Below are 17,718 nucleotides of genomic sequence, written 5' to 3'. Positions count from 1 at the left end.
TCACGATGCGGAACGCTAGTATCTCCCTGTGAGACAGGATAGCGGTATCGGCGTGCTCGACAAAGCGGTGGGAGTGCTGCATACCGTGGCCGAGTCCCCCTGCGGGCTGGCCGAACTGTGTGAACGAACCGGACTGCCGCGAGCCACCGCGCACCGACTGGCCGCAGGCCTGGAAGTGCACCGGCTGCTGGCCCGGGACAACGAGGGACGCTGGCGGCTGGGCCCCGCGCTGACCGAACTGGCCGGGCAGGTCAACGATCCACTGCTGGCCGCCGGCGCCGCGGTGCTACCCCGACTGCGCGAACTGACCGGAGAGAGCGTGCAGCTGTACCGCAGAGAAGGCAATTCGCGGGTCTGCGTCGCCTCCCTTGAGCCGCCGGTCGGCTTGCGCGACACGGTCCCCGTCGGAACCCGGCTACCGATGACCGCCGGCTCCGGGGCCAAAGTCTTGCTGGCCTACAGCGATCCGGCCTCACAACAGGCGATCCTGCCCACCGCCAAGTTCAGCGAGCGAACCTTGGCCGAGGTCCGCAAACGCGGCTGGGCGCAGAGCGCGGCCGAGCGCGAATCCGGCGTCGCGAGCGTATCCGCTCCGGTGCGCGACGGCCGCGGCGCCGTGATCGCCGCCATCTCCGTCTCTGGTCCGATCGACCGGATGGGCCGCCGACCGGGCGCCCGCTGGGCGGCCGACCTGCTTGCCGCCTCCGAGGCGCTCACCCGCCGGCTCTAGCAAACTCATCGCCGTCCGTTTATCGTTTACCCATTGGCGCAGTCCGCGCCGGGGGAGGTCTGGACCACGGGTTCACAATCAGTGCAATGGCAGGCTGCCGCGCGAATGCTGCGGCGGTCGGGTTTCGGCACCACCGGGCGTGCGGTCGACGCCGTGGTCGGCAAGGATCGGGCACGGCATCTCGACGAGATACTCGGATCGGATCCGGCCGCCGACCCGGGAGCGATGGCGACGCCGATGGGTTCCTACTCCACACCGGCGCTACCGGCCAGCGAAGCCGCAACCGCCGCCTTTGTCAGCAACATGCTGACCCAGATGCAGGACCTGTCCGGCTGGTGGATCCGCCGGATGGTCGCTGTGCGCGAGCCAGTGCACGAGAAGCTCACCTTCGTCTGGCACAACCACTTCGCCACATCGGCGGAGAAGGTGGTCGCCGCCGAGTTCATGGCCGCCCAGAATCAGACGCTGCGCACCCATGCGCTCGGCGACTTCCGCGATCTCGCCTACGCCATGCTGACCGACTCGGCAATGTTGCGGTGGCTGGACGGTCTGGGGAACACCAAAGAGGCCCCGAACGAGAACCTTTCCCGCGAATTCATGGAGCTGTTCACCCTCGGCCACGACAGCGGCTACACCGAACGCGATGTGCGCGAGGGATCCCGGGCGCTCACGGGTCGCTTCGACACCCCGGGGAACGGCACGGTGCTCGTCAGCGAACACCACGACTTCGGAGCCAAGACCGTCCTGGGAACCACCGGGGCCCTCGGGGACAACGAATTCTGCGATATCGTGCTGCGCCATCCCGCCTCGGCCCGGTTCGTCACATCGAAGCTGTGGCGCCTGCTGGCCTCCGATGACAACCCGAGCCGCGCGGCATCCGACCGACTGATGGCCGCCTACGGCCCCGGCCGGAACCTCAAGGCGTTGACCAAGGCCATCTTCTCGGATCCCGAGTTCGACGATGCGGCGGGCACCGCCGTGGTCACCCCCGTCGAATGGTTGATCGGGATGCTGCGCTCGCTGTCGGTACCGCTGGACGGCCCGCAAACCTTGACCGCCTGCGATGTCGTTCTGAAGGTGATGGGCCAACGCCCGTTCGCGCCACCGGATGTCGATGGGTGGCCACAGGGCCGGGTGTGGTTGTCCAATACGAGTGCGGCCGCACGGGTCTGGGCAGCCGATCGTTTCGTCCCGCTGGGTGACTACTCCACCGTGCAGGATGCCCCCACCGGGGACCGCATCGACGCCGTCGGGTATCTGCTCGGCATCGGCGCATGGTCCGATACCACCGCCGCGGCGCTGCGGCCACTGGCAGGCAACCCGCAACGACTCGTCGTCGCGGCCGTCAACTCGCCCGAATACCTGACGGTCTAGCGGAGTTGGGAAGGATCACCCGTGGGCGATATCAACAGGCGTAAGTTCCTCCTGGCCAGTGCCGGCGCGGCCGGACTGGCCGCGGCCGCGGGTGCGGCTGTCACGCTTCCGCAGATGTTCGAGCGCGCACAGGTTGCGCCGTTGCCCGCCGATACCGGGATCCTGGTGATCCTGACGCTCTACGGCGGCAACGACGGACTGAACACGGTGATCCCCTACACCGACGCCGCGTACTACGACGCACGACCCGATCTGGCCTTCGCACCGAGCACCGCGATCGATCTCGACGGCGTGGTCGGGCTCAACCCCGCGCTCGGCGGCCTCGCGGAGTCATGGAACGCCAACAACCTCGCCATCGTCCGGGGCGTCGGATACCCGAAACAGGACCGCAGCCACTTCCGCTCGATGGACATCTGGCAGACCGCATCGCCGGATGACCCGACCGCAACCGGATGGATCGGGCGATGGCTGGACACCACCGGTGACGATCCGCTGCGCGCGGTCAACATCGGCACCGTGTTACCACCCATGGCGATCGGTCAGAACCGCACCGCCGCAGGGCTTTCCCCCACCATCCCGACGATGCCGACCGACATATCCGGCGTCCTGCAGGCAATGAGCGCGTCCGACGCCGCAGACACCGCGGCCATGGCCGCCGTCCGCGCCGACTACCAGGCCTATCGGATCACCGATGAGACGTTCCGCGGCTTCACCGACAGTCCGCTACCCGCCACGGCCACCACCGATCTCGGCAGGCAGCTCGCCGACGATCTCGAGCTGGTTGCCCAGTGCGTGCGCGCCGGAGTGCCCACCAAGGTCTACATGGTGTCTCTCGGCGGATTCGACACGCACGCCAACGAGAGAAACGACCAGCAGCGCCTCCTGGCCGCCCTCAACGATGCGCTGGTGCCGTTTCTCAAACAGATGCGCAACAGCGCCTACGGCCGGCGGGTGGTGACGATGATCTATTCGGAGTTCGGCCGCCGCGTCGCCGCGAACGCCACCCAGGGCACCGACCACGGCACCTCGGGACCGGTTCTGATCGTCGGTGAGCCGGTACGGGGCGGGTTCTACGGTGACGCGCCGAGTCTGACCGATCTCCAGGACGGCGACCTCAAGACCACCACAGATTTTCGAGATGTGTATCACGAACTGCTCGACAAGACGCTCGGCGCCGATCCCGAACCCTCCGTGGGTCCGGGACGCAAGGGCATCGGCTTCCTCTGAGGGCACCGACGCTGTCACGCACAGCGGACCCTCAAACCCGCGAAACAAAGAAGTCCCAGGATTTCTCCTGGGACTTCATCTGTACCCCCGATGGGATTCGAACCCACGCTACCGCCGTGAGAGGGCGGCGTCCTAGGCCGCTAGACGACGGGGGCTAGAACAACTTCCGGACGGTCAGCATAGCTCAGGAGCTTGTGCCAACCTAATCGCCCGGACAGCTGGGGTACCAGGACTCGAACCTAGAATGAGGGAATCAGAATCCCTAGTGTTGCCAATTACACCATACCCCATTTGATGCCTATCCCTGCAGGTCAAGGCATCTTTCGGACCGTTTCCCACTCGTGAGGATCACTCCAGGGCGGTTATCGGGCCGACGAGAAGACTACCAAACATTTCGGAGCGCTTTCACACCCCACCCCGCGCGGCAGTCAACCGCGCCAGGCTGCGCTCGCGACCCAGCAGTTCCATGGACTCGAACAGCGGCGGGCTGACGGTGGCTCCGGTGATCGCCACCCGCAGCGGACCGAAGGCCTTCCGCGGTTTGAGCTCCAATTCCTCCAGCAGCGATGCCTTGAGCGCCTGCTCGATGGCCGCGGTCGTCCATTCGGGCAGCGGCTCCAGAGCCGTCAGCGCGGCGTCCAGCACCGCGGCCGCCTCGGGCTTGAGCTCCTTGGCCGCCGCCTTCTCGTCGATGCCGTAGCTCGCGTCATCGAAGAACTTCAACAGCTCCCAGGCGTCGCCGAGCACCACGATGCGGGTTTGCACCAACGCGGCGGCCTCGGCGAAGGCGGCGTCGGTCAGACCGGTGTCGTGACCGTGGGCGCCGAGATATGCCCGCAGCCGAGCGGTGAAATCCTCCGGCGCCAACAGCCGGATGTGCTCGGCGTTGATCGCATCGGCCTTCTTCTGGTCGAACCTCGCCGGATTGGAGTTGACGTTCACCACGTCGAACGCGGCGACCATCTCGTCGAGGCTGAACAGATCGTGATCGTCGGCAATGCCCCAGCCCAGCAGGGCAAGATAGTTCAGCAGACCCTCGGGGATGAACCCGCGATCGCGGTGCAGAAACAGGTTGGACTGCGGATCGCGCTTGGACAGCTTCTTGTTGCCCTCGCCGAGAACACTTGGCAGGTGCGCGAACTCGGGTATGAAATCCGCTACCCCGACCCGGATCAGCGCCTGGTAGAGCGCCAACTGGCGCGGCGTGGACGGCAGCAGGTCCTCCCCCCGCAGCACGTGGGTGACCTTCATCAGGGCGTCGTCGACCGGGTTGACCAACGTGTACAACGGATCCCCGCTGGCACGCGTGATGGCGAAATCGGGAACCACGCCGGCGGCGAAGGTGGTCTCGCCGCGCACCAGGTCGGTCCAGGACAGATCGGCATCTGGCATCCGCAGGCGAAGTACCGGCTTGCGGCCCTGCGCCTCGAACTCGGCTCGCTGGGCGTCGGTGAGGTCGCGATCATGATTGTCGTAGCCGAGCTTGGGATTACGGCCTGCAGCCAGGTGACGGGCCTCCACCTCCTCGGGAGTCGAGTAGGCCGGATACACCTCGCCGGCGTCGAGCAGTTTGGCGATCACCTCGCGGTAGATCTCCGACCGCTCCGATTGCCGATACGGCCCGTACGGTCCGCCCACCTCGGGACCTTCGTCCCAGTCCATACCGAGCCAGCGCAGCGCGTCCAGGATGGCCTCGTAGCTCTCCTGGCTGTCGCGCGCGGCGTCGGTGTCCTCGATGCGGAAGACGAATGTGCCGCCGGTGTGACGGGCGTAGGCCCAGTTGAACAGCGCGGTCCGGACCAACCCGACGTGCGGGGTACCGGTCGGTGACGGACAGAAACGCACCCGGACGGGATGGCTCATTAGCTACTTTCCTTTTCGCACAACGGGATTGGTCAAGGTGCCGATGCCCTCGACGGTGATGCTGACGGTGTCGCCGTCTTCGATCGGCCCGACCCCCTCGGGGGTGCCGGTCAGGATCAGGTCACCGGGCAGCAGCGTCATCACCGCAGAGACCCACTCGACGATGGCGCCGACATCATGCAGCAGCAGCGCGGTATTGCTGCCCTGCCGCACAGTGCCGTTGACCTCGGTCCGGATGTCCAGGCCGGAGGGGTCGACATCGGTTTCGATCCACGGTCCGACCGGACAGAAGGTGTCGTGCCCCTTGGCCCGCATCCACTGGCCGTCCTTCTTCTGCTGATCGCGAGCGGACACATCGTTGGCGATGGTGTAGCCGAGGATGTAATCGGCGGCCTTGGCGGCAGGGACATCCTTACACGGTCGTTCGATCACGATGACCAGCTCACCCTCATGGTGAACCGGATGCGCGTCGGCGGGCAGCTGGATCGCCACATTGGGACCGATGATGGCCGTGTTGGGCTTGAGGAAGATCACCGGATCCTCGGGCGCCTCGCCACCCATCTCGCGGGCGTGGGCGGCGTAGTTCTTGCCCATGCAGACCACTTTCGAGGCGAGGATCGGCGCCAACAGACGGACATCGGCCAGCGGCCAGCTACGCCCGGTGAAGGTCGGATTGCGGGAGAGGTACTGCTCGGCGACCTCTCGGCACACCGCACTGTGAGTCGAGTCGCCTTCGATGACCACGAAGGCAACCCCATCCGGACTGGCAATTCGACCTAGACGCATACATCCAGCCTAATGAGCGGCCCCGATGCCGATCCAGTGGGGACGGCCCATATCTTGAGTCTCAAATAATGAGAACCAAGTTCAACATAATGGGATCCGCGTGGCAGCATGATCGCCATGGCCACGACGATCAGCACCGCCCGCCGATGGTCGATGCTGGTGATCGCACTGCTGGCCACCACGTTCGCCAATGTGTTCATCAACGGCGTGGCGTTCCTGATTCCCACGCTGCACGACCAACGCGGCCTCGACCTCGCCTCCGCCGGCCTGCTGTCCGCGATGCCCAGCTTCGGGCTGGTGTTGACCCTGATCGCCTGGGGCTGGTTGGTCGACAAAATCGGCGAACGAATAGTGCTGACGATCGGTTCGGCACTCACGGCGACGTTCGCGTTCTGCGCGGCTTCGTCAGATTCGCTGTGGGCCATGGGCGCATTTCTCCTGCTCGGCGGAATGGCCGCCGCGAGCAGTAACTCCGCGAGCGGTCGTGTGGTGGTCGGCTGGTTCCCGCCCGAGCAGCGCGGGTTGGCCATGGGTATCCGGCAGACCGCGACGCCACTGGGCGTCGGACTGGGCGCCCTGGTCATTCCGCGCATCGCCGAAAGCCACGGGGTGTCGACGGCACTGTTGTTCCCCGCCGTGGTGTGCGTCGTGTCCGCGCTGATCTGCGCGGTCGGCGTACTCGACCCACCCCGCCCACCCCGGTCGGATGCGCCGCCGGAGCATCTGGCCAACCCCTACCGGAAATCGTCGGTGTTGGTGCGGATCCACGCGGTATCGGTATTGCTGGTCATTCCACAGGGTTTCGTGTGGACGTTCATGCTCGTCTGGCTGATGACCGACCGCGACTGGTCGGCCGGTTCGGCGGGTGCCCTGGTGACCGTGGCCCAGGTGCTCGGCGCGGGTGGGCGCATCGCGGCGGGCAGGTGGTCGGACGTCATCGGGTCCCGGCTCCGGCCGATCCGCTACATCGCCGCCGCCGCGTCGGCCACCATGGCACTGCTGGCACTGACCGACGCGCTGGGTTCGCCGCTGAGTGTTGCGTTGATGGTGTTCGCCTCACTGGTGACGGTGTCCGATAACGGATTGGCGTTCACCGCCATCGCCGAGATCGCCGGCCCGTTCTGGAGTGGGCGCGCCCTGGGCACCCAGAACACCAGCCAGCACCTGGCCACGGCAGTGGCTTCCCCACTGTTCGGCGCGTTGATATCGGTGGCCGGTTTTCCGCTGGCGTTCGCCGTCTGCGCGTTGTTCCCCGTGGCCGCCTATCCCTTGGTGCCCGCCACCACCGACGATCCCGCCGCCGCGAAATAGCACAAATCCGAAGAACTTTGGGCGCTGCCTCGGCCCAACGGGCTGTGTCGACCATCACCCGCGCCGGACTTGTCGTGCCGTGTCGCCACGGGACACAATGGTCATGCACATTGGAATTATTCCAGATAAAGGAGTGTTCGATGCCCTTGCTGACAATCGGCGACCAATTCCCCGCATACGACCTGACCGCGGTCATCGGCGGCGACCTGAGCAAGGTGGATGCCAAGCAGCCCGACGATTACTTCACTCGGGTCACCAGCGCCGACCACGAGGGTAAGTGGCGAATCGTGTTCTTCTGGCCCAAGGACTTCACCTTCGTCTGCCCGACCGAGATTGCCGCCTTCGGCAAGCTCAACGACGAGTTCGAGGACCGCGACGCCAAGGTGCTCGGCGTCTCGGTCGACAACGAGTTCGTCCATTTCCAGTGGCGCGCTCAGCACGACGAGCTCAAGAAGCTTCCATTCCCGATGGTTTCGGACCTCAAGCGTGAACTGGCCACGGCCACCGGCGTGCTCAACGCTGACGGGGTGGCCGACCGGGCCACGTTCATCGTCGATCCCAACAACGAGATCCAGTTCGTGTCGGTAACCGCGGGTTCGGTGGGGCGCAACGTCGACGAGGTACTTCGAGTGCTCGATGCCCTGCAGTCCGACGAGCTGTGCGCTTGCAACTGGCGCAAGGGTGACCCGACGATCGATGCCGGCGAACTGCTGGCAGAGGCGGTCTGAGCATGAGCCTGGACAACATCAAGGAAGCACTCCCCGAATACGCCAAGGATCTCAAGCTCAACCTGGGCAGTATCGCCCGCACCACCGAGCTCACCGAGCAGCAGCTCTGGGGTGCGTTCGTGGCCACCGCGGCGGCGACCAAGTCGCAGCGTCTGCTCCGCGAGATAGCCGAGGACGCCCTCGACGTCCTGTCCGGTGAGGCCTACAACGCCGCGCTCGGTGCGGCCGCGGTGATGGGGATGAACAACGTCTTCTACCGCACCAAGGGCCAACTCGACGGTCGCTACGATGATCTCCGCGCCGGCCTGCGGATGAACATCATCGCCAACCCCGGTGTGGCCAAGGAAGATTTCGAGCTGTGGTCGCTGGCGGTATCGGCGATCAACGGCTGTGGCCACTGCCTGTCGGCGCATGAGACCGTGCTGCGCGACGCAGGTGTCGAGCGCACCGCCATCTTCGAAGCCATCCGGTTGGCCTCGATCGTCTCCGGTGTCGCCCAGGCACTCTCGACGGCCGACACACTGGCCGGCGTTTCGTAGGCAGTTTTCCCGAACAAACGCCAACTCCCCCTTCTCAGCCAGAAAAGGGGGGGTTGGCGCTGCCCCGCGAGCGGGAGGTACCCCCGGCTCGCCGGGCTTGGGGCGGCAACAACGCCGCGGTGAGAAAGCACAGCGCGCCGACGAAGGTGCCCAGGTTGGCAAGCCAGGCGTCGGCGGTCACCCCGGCCGTCGTCACGAATGCCCCCGCGGCCGATATACCGAACGCGACACAGCCGAGCAGATTGATCCAACCCACCTGCCAGTCGACGGATTTCGGGGCCCACCAGCCAACCGTGAGGACCGCCAGGATCCCACTGATCAGGAAGGCCGCCGACCCGGCGGCATCCGGAACCCAGACATCGTGTCGTTCGGCGTGGATGGTGTGCACCGAGACCGCCGCCCCGGTGCTGAGGTTGAACAGCACGGTCCCGATGAACTGGATGGCCGCCGACCACCATCCGATCCCGCGGTCGGACAGGCGCAGCTGCATCCAGGCCGCCGTCGTGAAGAACCAGGATCCGACGAAACACAGCACATTCGACGCGCCGGCACCCGCCATCGTCGCAAAACCGGGCATGGTGGCCACGGCGAAGAACGTCGAACCGATCGCGAACAGCCGGCACTGTCGGCGCAGTGTCGCAAAACCGGCCACCCGGACTGCCTTTCGGCGCGGTTACAGCAGCGAAAGGATGCGGTCGCCGACCTCGGCCGTCGACAACGTTGCCGCACCGCGGGTGGCCAGATGCTCGGCAACGGCCTTGTCGACACGCGCCGCGGCGTCATCCTCGCCGACGTGGGCCAGCAGCAGCGCCACGCTCATCACGGCGGCCGTCGGATCGGCGATGCCCTGCCCGGCGATATCGGGGGCGCTGCCGTGTACCGGTTCGAACATGGACGGATTGGTGCGCGTCGCATCGATATTGCCGCTGGCGGCCAGGCCGATACCACCGCACACCGCGGCCGACAGGTCGGTGATGATGTCGCCGAAGAGATTGTCGGTGACGATGACGTCGAAACGACCCGGATCGGTGACCATGTGGATGGTCGCGGCGTCGATGTGCTGGTAGGCCACCTCGACATCGGGGTACTCGGCGCCCACCTCGGCGACCACCCGCGACCACAGGCTGCCCGCGAAGGTCAGCACATTGGTCTTGTGCACCAGGGTCAGATGCTTGCGGCGGGCCTGCGCACGTGCGAACGCATCGCGCACCACCCGCTCCACCCCGAACGCGGTGTTGACGCTGACCTCGGTGGCCACCTCGTGTGGCGTGCCGACGCGCAGTGCGCCGCCGTTACCGGTGTAAGGACCCTCGGTGCCCTCACGGACCACCACGAAGTCGATGCCGGTGACACCCGAGAGCGGGCTGGATACACCGGGATAGAGCCGACCGGGACGCAGGTTCACGTGGTGGTCGAGGGCGAAGCGCAGCTTGAGCAGCAGACCGCGCTCCAGGACACCGCTGGGCACCGACGGATCGCCGATCGCCCCGAGCAGGATCGCGTCGTACCCGCGCAGCTCCTCGATGGTCTCCGCGGTGAGCAGTTCACCGGTCGCGTGGTAGCGGCGCGCGCCGAGGTCGTACTCGGTGCGCTGCACCCCGGGCAGCACCGCGTCCAGCACCCGCAGCGCCTGGTCGATGACCTCGGGACCGATGCCGTCGCCGGCGATGACCGCAAGATTCTTCAGCGAGCTCATGTCAGGTCGACCACTTCCAGTGTGGTGGCGCCGACCGCCGAAGCGATCGCGGCGCGCACATCTTCGGGCACATCGGTGTCCACGCGCAGCATGACGGTGGCGCTGTCACCGCCGGCATCCTGGCTCATCTGCGCGGCAAGGATGTTGACCTCGGCGCCGCCGAGCAGGGTGCCGATCTTGCCGAGCGCCCCGGGCTGATCGGTGTAGTTGACGATCAGGTTGTAGCCCTCGGCACGCAGATCGAGGTTGCGGCCGTTGATCTGGACGATCTTCTCGACCAGCTGCGGGCCCGACAGGGTGCCCGCCACGTTGAGCGATGCGCCGTCGGCGTAGACCGCGCGCACGTCGACCACGCTGCGGTGGTTGGGACTCTCGCTGGCCGTGCTGATCTCGGCGGTGACGCCACGATCCTTGGCCAGTGCGGGCGCGTTGACGAAGGTGACCTGCTCGTCGACGACGGCGGAGAACAGTCCGCGCAGCGCCGACAAACGCAGAATCTCGACGTCTTCGGCGGCCAGTTCGCCGCGAACCTGCACCGACAGCGACACCGGCGCTGCGTCGGACAACGAACCCACCAGCAGGCCCAGCTTGCGCACCAGGTCCAGCCAGGGCGCGACCTCTTCGCCGACGGCTCCCCCGCCGACGTTGACGGCATCGGGCACGAACTCACCGGCCAGCGCCAACTTAACGCTGGCGGCGACGTCGGTGCCGGCGCGGTCCTGGGCCTCCGCGGTGGAGGCACCCAGGTGCGGGGTGACGACGACCTGCGGCAGCTCGAACAGCGGGCTGTCGGTGCACGGCTCGGTGGCGAACACGTCCAGGCCGGCGGCGCGCACATGCCCACTGGTGATGGCGTCGGCCAGCGCCTGCTCGTCGATCAGGCCACCGCGGGCGGCGTTGACGATGATGACGCCGGGCTTGGTCTTGGCCAGGTTCTCCTTGCCGAGCAGGCCCGCGGTCTCCTTGGTCTTGGGCAGGTGCACCGAGATGAAATCGGCGCGGCCCAGCAGCTCGTCGAGTCCGACCAGTTCGATGCCGATCTGGGCGGCTCGAGCGGTCGAGACGTAGGGGTCATAGGCGATGACGTGGGTGCCGAAAGCAGCCAGCCGAGCGGCGACGAGCTGGCCGATGCGGCCGAGCCCCACCACGCCGACGGTCTTGCCGAAGATCTCGGTGCCCGAGAACGAGGAGCGCTTCCAGGTGTGCTCGCGCAGGGTGGCATCGGCGGCCGGGATCTGGCGGGCCGCCGACAGCAGCAGCGCCAGCGCGTGCTCGGCGGCGCTGTGGATGTTCGAGGTCGGGGCGTTGACCACCAGCACACCGCGCGCGGTGGCGGCCTCGACGTCGACGTTGTCCAGGCCGACGCCGGCCCGCGCGACGATCTTGAGCTTGGGGGCGGCAGCCATGACCTCGGCGTCGACGGTGGTGGCCGAGCGCACCAGCAGGGCGTCGGCATCGGCGATGGCGGCCAGCAACTTCGGCCGGTCCGGACCGTCCACCCATCGAACCTCGACCTGGTCACCCAGGGCGGCGACGGTCGACTCGGCAAGCTTGTCGGCGATCAGTACAACGGGAAGACTCACGGCGCTACAGCCTAGTGCGTGCCCTTTGCGCCGAAGACGCCACGGTGGTCCGGCGCTACCACAGTCCCAAATGGTCGGCACCGAAACGAGCAGACACCCCGGGCGATGTTGTCTACTGGTGGCGTGGACGTCACCGTCGTCGGAAGCGGCCCCAACGGGCTGACCGCAGCTGTCATCCTGGCCCGGGCGGGCCTGTCCGTGCGGGTCATCGAGGCGCAGCCGACCGCGGGCGGCGGCGCCCGCACCCTGCCCGACCCCGAGTACTCCGGCGTCACACACGACATCTGCTCGGCCGTGCATCCGCTGGCACTGGCGTCGCCGTTCTTCGCCGCCTACGACCTGCAGGCGCGCGGCGTCCGATTGGCGGTGCCCGAGATCGCGTATGCCAATCCGCTCCCGGACGGGCCTGCCGCGATCGGCTACCACGACATCGACCGCACCGCCGCCGAACTATCCGACGGTGCTTCGTGGAAACGGCTGCTCGGCCCGCTGGCCTCCGACAGCGAGGACGTCGTCGGGCTGATCCTGGGCGACAAGCGTTCCCTTCCGCCCTCGATTCCCGCCGCACTGAAGGTGGCGCCGCGGCTGCTGTTGCAGGGCGGCCCGCTGTGGAACACCCTGCAGGGCGAGGACGCCCGCGCGTTGTTCACCGGTGTTGCCGCACATACGATTTCGCAGATGCCTTCACTGGTCGCCGCGGGCGCCGGGCTGATGCTGGCCACCCTGGGGCATTCGGTGGGGTGGCCGATACCGGTCGGTGGGTCCCAGGCCATCCCCGACGCGCTGATCGCCGATCTGCTGGACCACGGCGGGGAGTTGATCCTCGGGGAGAAGGTCACCGCACCCCCGGGCGGCGTGGTCCTCTACGACACCGCGCCGACGGCGTTGTTGTCGATCTACGGCACCTCGATGCCGCCACGTTATGCAAAGGCGTTGCGGCACTATGCCTATGGCCCCGGTGTCGCGAAGGTGGACTTCGTCCTCTCCGGCGAGATCCCATGGCGCGATCCTCGGCTGGCGCAGGCGCCGACGCTGCATCTCGGCGGCGGCCGCGCCCAGATGGCGCTGGCCGAGAAGGAGATCGCCGCCGGCCGGCATGCGCAATGGCCGATGGTGCTGGCCGCCGTGCCGCATCTGGCCGACCCGGGCCGGATCGACGCGCAGGGACGCCGACCGCTGTGGGCCTATGCGCACGTGCCGTCGGGTTCGACCGTCGACATGGCCGAATCCGTCACCGACATCTTCGAGCGATTCGCCCCGGGGTTCCGCGACATCGTCGTGGCGGTGCGCAGCGTGCCGGCTTCCCGGCTGGCCGATCACAACGCGAACCTGGTCGGCGGTGACATCGGCGTCGGCGGCAACAACATGCGCAGCGCGATCGCCGGCCCCACCCCGCGCTGGAATCCGTGGTCCACCCCGATTCCCAAGGCGTACCTGTGTTCGTCGGCCGCTCCCCCGGGTGGCGGCGTGCACGGTATGGCCGGATACTACGCGGCGCGCACGGTGCTCAAGCGCGAGTTCGGGATCCGGGAGCTGCCGCCGCTGTCGCCGTGAGTGAGAGATAACGCGCCCGGGTACACCGCCCCGTATGAGCAAAGAGTTGAAAAAGGGCGACAAGGTGTCCTGGCAGAGCCATGGCAACACCGTGCCGGGCACCGTGGAGAAGAAGATCACCTCCGACACCGAGACCGCCGGCCGCACGGTGCGTGCCACCAAGGACGAGCCACAGTACAAAGTGCGCAGCGACAAAACCGGTAAGGACGCCGTGCACAAACCCGAATCGCTGAAGAAGCGGTCGTCGTGAAATCGGTCGATGCGGCGCACTCCCGCCCCGACGGCGCCTCCGATGACACCGTCGAAGCCGTCGGCAAGGTCTCCGAGGCCTTGGAATACGTGGAGCGGGCGCGCGGGCACCTCTACTCGTTCCACCAACTGATGGGCCATGCCGACCTGTTGCTCGGCGAGGCCGCCGACGCCCTGCGCGAGGCCGGGCACACCGATATCGCCGACCGCCTCACCGAGGACATGGTCGGCCGCAACGTCCTGCAGGGGCGTTGGACCTTCCAGATCGTCGAGGAGTTCGACGACGATTACTGGTCGCTGCTGCGCTCGCACGAGAAGCGCGTCCGCGACGAACTGATGGACGGCCGCCGGCACGTCTTCGAGGCGGAGATGAAACAGGACCGGCGGACCGCGGGACGCGACGGCCACGAGGCAACCCCCTGAAAAGATTTGTGGAGCCTTACCCGTGATGGCCACGGGTAAGACTCCACAAATCGCGAAGAGGGGTCAGGCGGTTTCGGTGATCGGCCGATCGACCCAGCTCATCAGGTCGCGCAGCTTCTTGCCGGTGACCTCGATGGGGTGCTCGGCGTTCGCCTTGCGCAGGCCCTCGAGCTCGGTGTTGCCGTTCTCGACATTGGCCACCAGACGCTTGACGAACGAACCGTCCTGGATGTCGGAGAGGATGGCGCGCATCCGGTCCTTGGTGTCGGCGTCGATGACGCGCGGGCCGGAGATGTAGCCACCGAACTCGGCGGTGTCGGACACCGAGTAGTTCATCCGGGCGATGCCGCCCTCGTAGATCAGGTCGACGATCAGCTTGAGCTCGTGCAGCACCTCGAAGTAGGCCATCTCCGGGGCGTAGCCGGCCTCGACCATGACCTCGAACCCGGCCTTGATCAGTTCCTCGGTGCCACCGCACAGCACGGCCTGCTCACCGAACAGGTCGGTCTCGGTCTCTTCCTTGAACGTGGTCTTGATGACACCGGCGCGTGCGCCACCGATGGCGGCGGCGTACGACAGCGCGAGCGCCTGTCCCTCACCCTTGGGATCCTGGGCGATGGCGATCAGCGCGGGCACACCCTTGCCGTCGACGAACTGACGACGCACCAGGTGACCGGGGCCCTTGGGGGCGACCATGCCGACGGTGATGTTCTCGGCGGGCTTGATCAGCCCGAAGTGGATGTTCAGGCCGTGCCCGAAGAACAGCGCGTTGCCGTCTTCGAGGTTGGGCTCGATGTCATTCTTGAAGATCTCGGCCTGTGCGGTATCGGGCGCGAGCACCATGATCACGTCGGCCCACTTGGCGACCTCGGCTGGAGTGTCGACCTCCAGGCCCTGCTCTTCGACCTTGGCGCGGGACTTCGAGCCCTCCTTGAGGCCGACCTTGACCTGCACGCCCGAGTCGCGCAGCGACAGCGAGTGGGCATGGCCCTGGCTGCCATAGCCGATCACCGCGACCTTGCGGCCCTGAATGATCGACAGATCCGCGTCGTCGTCGTAGAACAGTTCGATTGCCACGTTGGATTTTCCTTCTGTTTGTTTCTCGTATGAAAGCTATTTGGCAGTACCGATGCCGCGCGGCCCACGCGCCAGCGACACGATCCCGGACTGCACGATCTCCCGGATCCCGTACGGTTCGAGCACTCGCAGGAACGCTTCGAGCTTCTCCGGGGTCCCGGTGGCCTCGATGGTCAGTGACTCGGTGGACACGTCCACCACTTTGGCCCGGAATAGATTAACCGCTTCGATAACCTGGCTGCGGGTGGCCGCATCGGTGCGCACCTTGATCAGGGCCAGCTCACGAGAGACCGACTGCTCCTCGTCCTGCTCGACGATCTTGATCACGTTGATCAGCTTGTTGAGCTGCTTGGTCACCTGCTCGAGCGGAAAGTCCTCGACCTGCACGACGATCGTCATCCGGGACAGGTGCTTCTGCTCGGTCGCGCCGACGGCCAGGCTCTGGATGTTGAAGCCACGCCGGGAGAACAGCGAGGCGACGCGAGCCAGCACACCGGGCTTGTCCTCGACGAGCACCGACAGGGTGTGGATGGAGGTCGTCATCAGTGTTGTCTCCTCTTCGCGCAAGCGCTCATCAGGCGTGCCCTTCCTCTTTTCGCGCAAGCGCTCATCAGGCGTGCCCTTCCTCGGAATCGAACAGCGGACGGATGCCGCGCGCGGCCTGGATCTCGTCATTGCTGGTGCCTGCGGCGACCATCGGCCACACCTGGGCATCGGCACCGACGACGAAGTCGATGACCACCGGTCGGTCGTTGATCTCACGAGCCTGCTGGATCACCGATTCGACGTCTTCGGCTCGCTCACAACGCAATCCGACGCATCCGAGCGCCTCGGCGAGCTTGACGAAATCCGGGATGCGGCGCGAGTGCGTCGCCAGATCGGTCTGGCTGTACCGCTCTTCGTAGAACAGCGTCTGCCACTGCCGCACCATGCCCAGGTTGCCGTTGTTGATCAGCGCCACCTTGATGGGTGCGCCCTCGATGGCACACGTCGCCAGTTCCTGGTTGGTCATCTGGAAGCAGCCGTCGCCGTCGATGGCCCACACCTCGGCCTCGGGACGGCCGAACTTGGCGCCCATCGCCGCGGGCACCGAGTAGCCCATGGTGCCCAGCCCGCCAGAGTTCAGCCACGTCTTCGGGTTCTCGTACTTGACGAACTGCGCAGCCCACATCTGGTGCTGGCCGACGCCGGCAACGTAGACCGCCTCGGGCCCGGCCAGCTGGCCCAGCTTCTCGATGACGTACTCCGGGCTCAGGCTGCCATCGCTCTGCGGACCGTAACTCAGCGGGTAGGTCGCCTTGATGCTCGACAGGTACTCCCACCAGTTGTCCAGCTTCAGCGATGCGGCGTTGGTGCCCTCGCGGCGCAGCACGTCGAGCAGATCGTTGATCACGTGGCGCACATCGCCGACGATCGGCACATCGGCATGCCGGTTCTTGCCGATCTCGGCCGGGTCGATATCGGCGTGGATCACCTTGGCGTCGGGCGCGAACGAGTCCAGTTTGCCGGTCACCCGGTCATCGAAGCGGGTGCCCAGCGCGATGAGCAGATCGCTCTTCTGCAGCGCCGCCACCGCCGACACCGAGCCGTGCATGCCGGGCATGCCCATGTGCTGGGGGTGGCTGTCCGGGAACGCCCCGCGCGCCATCAGCGTGGTGACCACCGGTATTCCGGTCAGCTCGGCCAGTTCCAGCAGTTCGTCGGTCGCCTCGCCGCGGATCACGCCGCCGCCGACATAGAGCACCGGCTTACGGGCCTCGGCGATCAGTTTGGCGGCCTCGCGCACCTGGCGGCTGTGCGGCTTGGTGTTCGGCTTGTACCCGGGCAGATCCATCACCGGCGGCCAGGCAAAGGTGCACTGCCCCTGCAGGATGTCCTTGGGCACGTCCACCAGCACCGCGCCGGGACGGCCGGACTGCGCGATGTGGAAGGCCTCGGCGATGACGCGCGGGATCTCGTCACCGTCACGAACCAGGAAGTTGTGCTTGGTGATCGGCATGGTCATGCCGGTGATATCGGCTTCCTGGAAGGCGTCGGTACCGATCAGGCTGCGACCGACCTGACCGGTGATCGCCACCACCGGGATGGAGTCCATCTGCGCGTCGGCCAGCGGGGTGACCAGGTTGGTCGCGCCGGGGCCCGAGGTGGCCATCATGACGCCGACCTTGCCGGTGGCGTGGGCGTAGCCGCTGGCAGCATGCCCGGCACCCTGTTCGTGGCGCACCAGCACGTGGCGCAGCTTCACCGAGTCGTAGAGCGGGTCGTAGACCGGGAGCACCGCACCACCGGGGATACCGAAGATCACCTCGACGCCGATCTCCTCGAGCGACCGCACGACCGACTGCGCACCGGTCATCTGCTCGGGGGCAACAACATTGGCCTTCTGCTCCGCCTTGGTCGAGGCCTTGACGCCATTGGTGCGCTGCGTCTGCTCCGGCGGTCGCGTGGTGGGTGCGCTCACTTTTTCCTCTGTGGTTCTGGTTGATACTGCTGGTGGTGGGAAATTGTTTTGTCCTGTGACAGCAAAAAACCCCCGTCAGCGGAGTCCGCTGTACGAGGGTTGGCGCGTCGATGCTGT

At 66.6% G+C, this 17,718-nt stretch carries 17 protein-coding genes and 2 tRNA genes; 9 read left to right on the top strand and 10 right to left on the bottom strand.

Translation table 11 applies throughout. From position 1 onward, the window contains the following. The first annotated feature begins 28 nt into the window (after positions 1–28). The 3 genes from G154_RS23505 to G154_RS23495 all read left to right on the top strand — a co-directional run bounded on the left by G154_RS23505 (position 29) and on the right by G154_RS23495 (position 3,331). Positions 29–730 carry an IclR family transcriptional regulator gene (locus tag G154_RS23505; protein WP_023985563.1) on the top strand — a complete coding sequence of 234 codons (702 nt, stop codon included), beginning with the start codon at positions 29–31 and terminating at the stop codon, positions 728–730. 105 nt (positions 731–835) lie between these two features. Further along, the gene (locus G154_RS23500) at positions 836–2,104 is read left to right on the top strand and encodes a DUF1800 domain-containing protein (protein WP_019513559.1); all 1,269 of its coding nucleotides are present in this window, start codon (positions 836–838) and stop codon (positions 2,102–2,104) included. 21 nt (positions 2,105–2,125) lie between these two features. Then, the gene (locus G154_RS23495; protein ID WP_019513560.1) at positions 2,126–3,331 is read left to right on the top strand and encodes a DUF1501 domain-containing protein; all 1,206 of its coding nucleotides are present in this window, start codon (positions 2,126–2,128) and stop codon (positions 3,329–3,331) included. A gap of 82 nt (positions 3,332–3,413) precedes the next feature. On the opposite strand, the gene G154_RS23490 is transcribed toward G154_RS23495, so the two are convergent. From G154_RS23490 to G154_RS23475, 4 genes are all read right to left on the bottom strand, one after another. Next, a tRNA-Glu gene (locus G154_RS23490) sits at positions 3,414–3,486 on the bottom strand. Between the two features lie 63 nt (positions 3,487–3,549). Further along, a tRNA-Gln gene (locus G154_RS23485) sits at positions 3,550–3,621 on the bottom strand. A gap of 115 nt (positions 3,622–3,736) precedes the next feature. Continuing rightward, positions 3,737–5,194: a glutamate--tRNA ligase gene (gltX, locus tag G154_RS23480; RefSeq protein WP_019513561.1), complete on the bottom strand. Its 1,458-nt coding sequence runs from the start codon at positions 5,192–5,194 to the stop codon at positions 3,737–3,739. Positions 5,195–5,197: 3 nt separating this feature from the next. Further along, on the bottom strand, positions 5,198–5,980 hold the full coding sequence (locus G154_RS23475; RefSeq protein WP_023985561.1) for a fumarylacetoacetate hydrolase family protein: 783 nt from the start codon (positions 5,978–5,980) through the stop codon (positions 5,198–5,200). Positions 5,981–6,097: 117 nt separating this feature from the next. Between G154_RS23475 and G154_RS23470 the strand changes: the two genes are divergently transcribed. The 3 genes from G154_RS23470 to ahpD all read left to right on the top strand — a co-directional run bounded on the left by G154_RS23470 (position 6,098) and on the right by ahpD (position 8,558). Continuing rightward, complete coding sequence (locus G154_RS23470; RefSeq protein ID WP_023985560.1) at positions 6,098–7,291, top strand: MFS transporter; 1,194 nt, start codon at positions 6,098–6,100, stop codon at positions 7,289–7,291. Between the two features lie 140 nt (positions 7,292–7,431). Further along, positions 7,432–8,019: a peroxiredoxin gene (locus G154_RS23465; RefSeq protein WP_019513564.1), complete on the top strand. Its 588-nt coding sequence runs from the start codon at positions 7,432–7,434 to the stop codon at positions 8,017–8,019. 2 nt (positions 8,020–8,021) lie between these two features. Beyond that, positions 8,022–8,558 (top strand): alkyl hydroperoxide reductase AhpD, encoded by a 537-nt coding sequence (ahpD, locus tag G154_RS23460; RefSeq protein ID WP_019513565.1) that lies wholly within the window; start codon positions 8,022–8,024, stop codon positions 8,556–8,558. A 34-nt stretch (positions 8,559–8,592) separates the two neighbouring features. Here ahpD and G154_RS23455 read toward each other — a convergent pair whose 3' ends face one another. Genes G154_RS23455 through serA form a run of 3 tightly spaced genes read right to left on the bottom strand, consistent with a single transcriptional unit; the run spans position 8,593 to position 11,837 of the window. After that, positions 8,593–9,210, bottom strand: coding sequence for a hypothetical protein (locus G154_RS23455; protein ID WP_019513566.1), 618 nt, complete (start codon positions 9,208–9,210; stop codon positions 8,593–8,595). A gap of 21 nt (positions 9,211–9,231) precedes the next feature. Continuing rightward, complete coding sequence (locus tag G154_RS23450) at positions 9,232–10,254, bottom strand: 3-isopropylmalate dehydrogenase (protein ID WP_019513567.1); 1,023 nt, start codon at positions 10,252–10,254, stop codon at positions 9,232–9,234. Further along, positions 10,251–11,837, bottom strand: coding sequence for a phosphoglycerate dehydrogenase (gene serA / locus G154_RS23445; protein ID WP_019513568.1), 1,587 nt, complete (start codon positions 11,835–11,837; stop codon positions 10,251–10,253). Before serA ends, G154_RS23450 begins: the two co-directional genes overlap by 4 nt. A gap of 123 nt (positions 11,838–11,960) precedes the next feature. Here serA and G154_RS23440 point away from each other — a divergent pair, with 123 nt between their 5' ends. The 3 genes from G154_RS23440 to G154_RS23430 are packed head-to-tail and all read left to right on the top strand — an operon-like array spanning position 11,961 to position 14,063. Further along, positions 11,961–13,391 carry an NAD(P)/FAD-dependent oxidoreductase gene (locus tag G154_RS23440; RefSeq protein ID WP_019513569.1) on the top strand — a complete coding sequence of 477 codons (1,431 nt, stop codon included), beginning with the start codon at positions 11,961–11,963 and terminating at the stop codon, positions 13,389–13,391. Positions 13,392–13,425: 34 nt separating this feature from the next. Beyond that, entirely contained in the window at positions 13,426–13,641 is a 216-nt protein-coding gene (locus G154_RS23435; RefSeq protein ID WP_019513570.1) for a DUF2945 domain-containing protein, read from the top strand. Next, a complete protein-coding gene (locus tag G154_RS23430) occupies positions 13,638–14,063 on the top strand; it encodes a hypothetical protein (RefSeq protein ID WP_019513571.1) in 426 nt (141 codons plus the stop codon). Before G154_RS23435 ends, G154_RS23430 begins: the two co-directional genes overlap by 4 nt. A 63-nt stretch (positions 14,064–14,126) precedes the next feature. Here the strand turns inward: G154_RS23430 and ilvC are convergent, their stop codons facing one another. The 3 genes from ilvC to G154_RS23415 all read right to left on the bottom strand — a co-directional run bounded on the left by ilvC (position 14,127) and on the right by G154_RS23415 (position 17,601). Continuing rightward, entirely contained in the window at positions 14,127–15,128 is a 1,002-nt protein-coding gene (gene ilvC / locus G154_RS23425; RefSeq protein WP_192817339.1) for a ketol-acid reductoisomerase, read from the bottom strand. Between the two features lie 48 nt (positions 15,129–15,176). Then, positions 15,177–15,683, bottom strand: coding sequence for an acetolactate synthase small subunit (gene ilvN, locus G154_RS23420; protein ID WP_019513573.1), 507 nt, complete (start codon positions 15,681–15,683; stop codon positions 15,177–15,179). A 67-nt stretch (positions 15,684–15,750) separates the two neighbouring features. Continuing rightward, positions 15,751–17,601 carry an acetolactate synthase large subunit gene (locus G154_RS23415; protein WP_019513574.1) on the bottom strand — a complete coding sequence of 617 codons (1,851 nt, stop codon included), beginning with the start codon at positions 17,599–17,601 and terminating at the stop codon, positions 15,751–15,753. Between the last annotated feature and the right edge of the window lie 117 nt (positions 17,602–17,718).

It is taken from the genome of Mycobacterium sp. VKM Ac-1816D, assembly GCF_000416385.1.
Lineage (GTDB): Bacteria > Actinomycetota > Actinomycetes > Mycobacteriales > Mycobacteriaceae > Mycobacterium > Mycobacterium neoaurum_A.
Note: the sequence above shows the minus strand (reverse complement) of the source record. Positions and strands in the feature narration are given on the sequence as shown.

Bases quoted from the DNA above. Each gene is read 5' to 3' on its own strand.
- G154_RS23465 (WP_019513564.1), top strand. From the start codon at position 7,432: ATGCCCTTGCTGACAATCGGCGACCAATTCCCCGCATACGACCTGACC.
- G154_RS23475 (WP_023985561.1), bottom strand. From the start codon at position 5,980: ATGCGTCTAGGTCGAATTGCCAGTCCGGATGGGGTTGCCTTCGTGGTC.
- G154_RS23435 (WP_019513570.1), top strand. From the start codon at position 13,426: ATGAGCAAAGAGTTGAAAAAGGGCGACAAGGTGTCCTGGCAGAGCCAT.
- G154_RS23470 (WP_023985560.1), top strand. From the start codon at position 6,098: ATGGCCACGACGATCAGCACCGCCCGCCGATGGTCGATGCTGGTGATC.
- ilvN (WP_019513573.1), bottom strand. From the start codon at position 15,683: ATGACGACCTCCATCCACACCCTGTCGGTGCTCGTCGAGGACAAGCCC.
- gltX (WP_019513561.1), bottom strand. From the start codon at position 5,194: ATGAGCCATCCCGTCCGGGTGCGTTTCTGTCCGTCACCGACCGGTACC.
- G154_RS23500 (WP_019513559.1), top strand. From the start codon at position 836: ATGCTGCGGCGGTCGGGTTTCGGCACCACCGGGCGTGCGGTCGACGCC.
- ahpD (WP_019513565.1), top strand. From the start codon at position 8,022: ATGAGCCTGGACAACATCAAGGAAGCACTCCCCGAATACGCCAAGGAT.
- G154_RS23450 (WP_019513567.1), bottom strand. From the start codon at position 10,254: ATGAGCTCGCTGAAGAATCTTGCGGTCATCGCCGGCGACGGCATCGGT.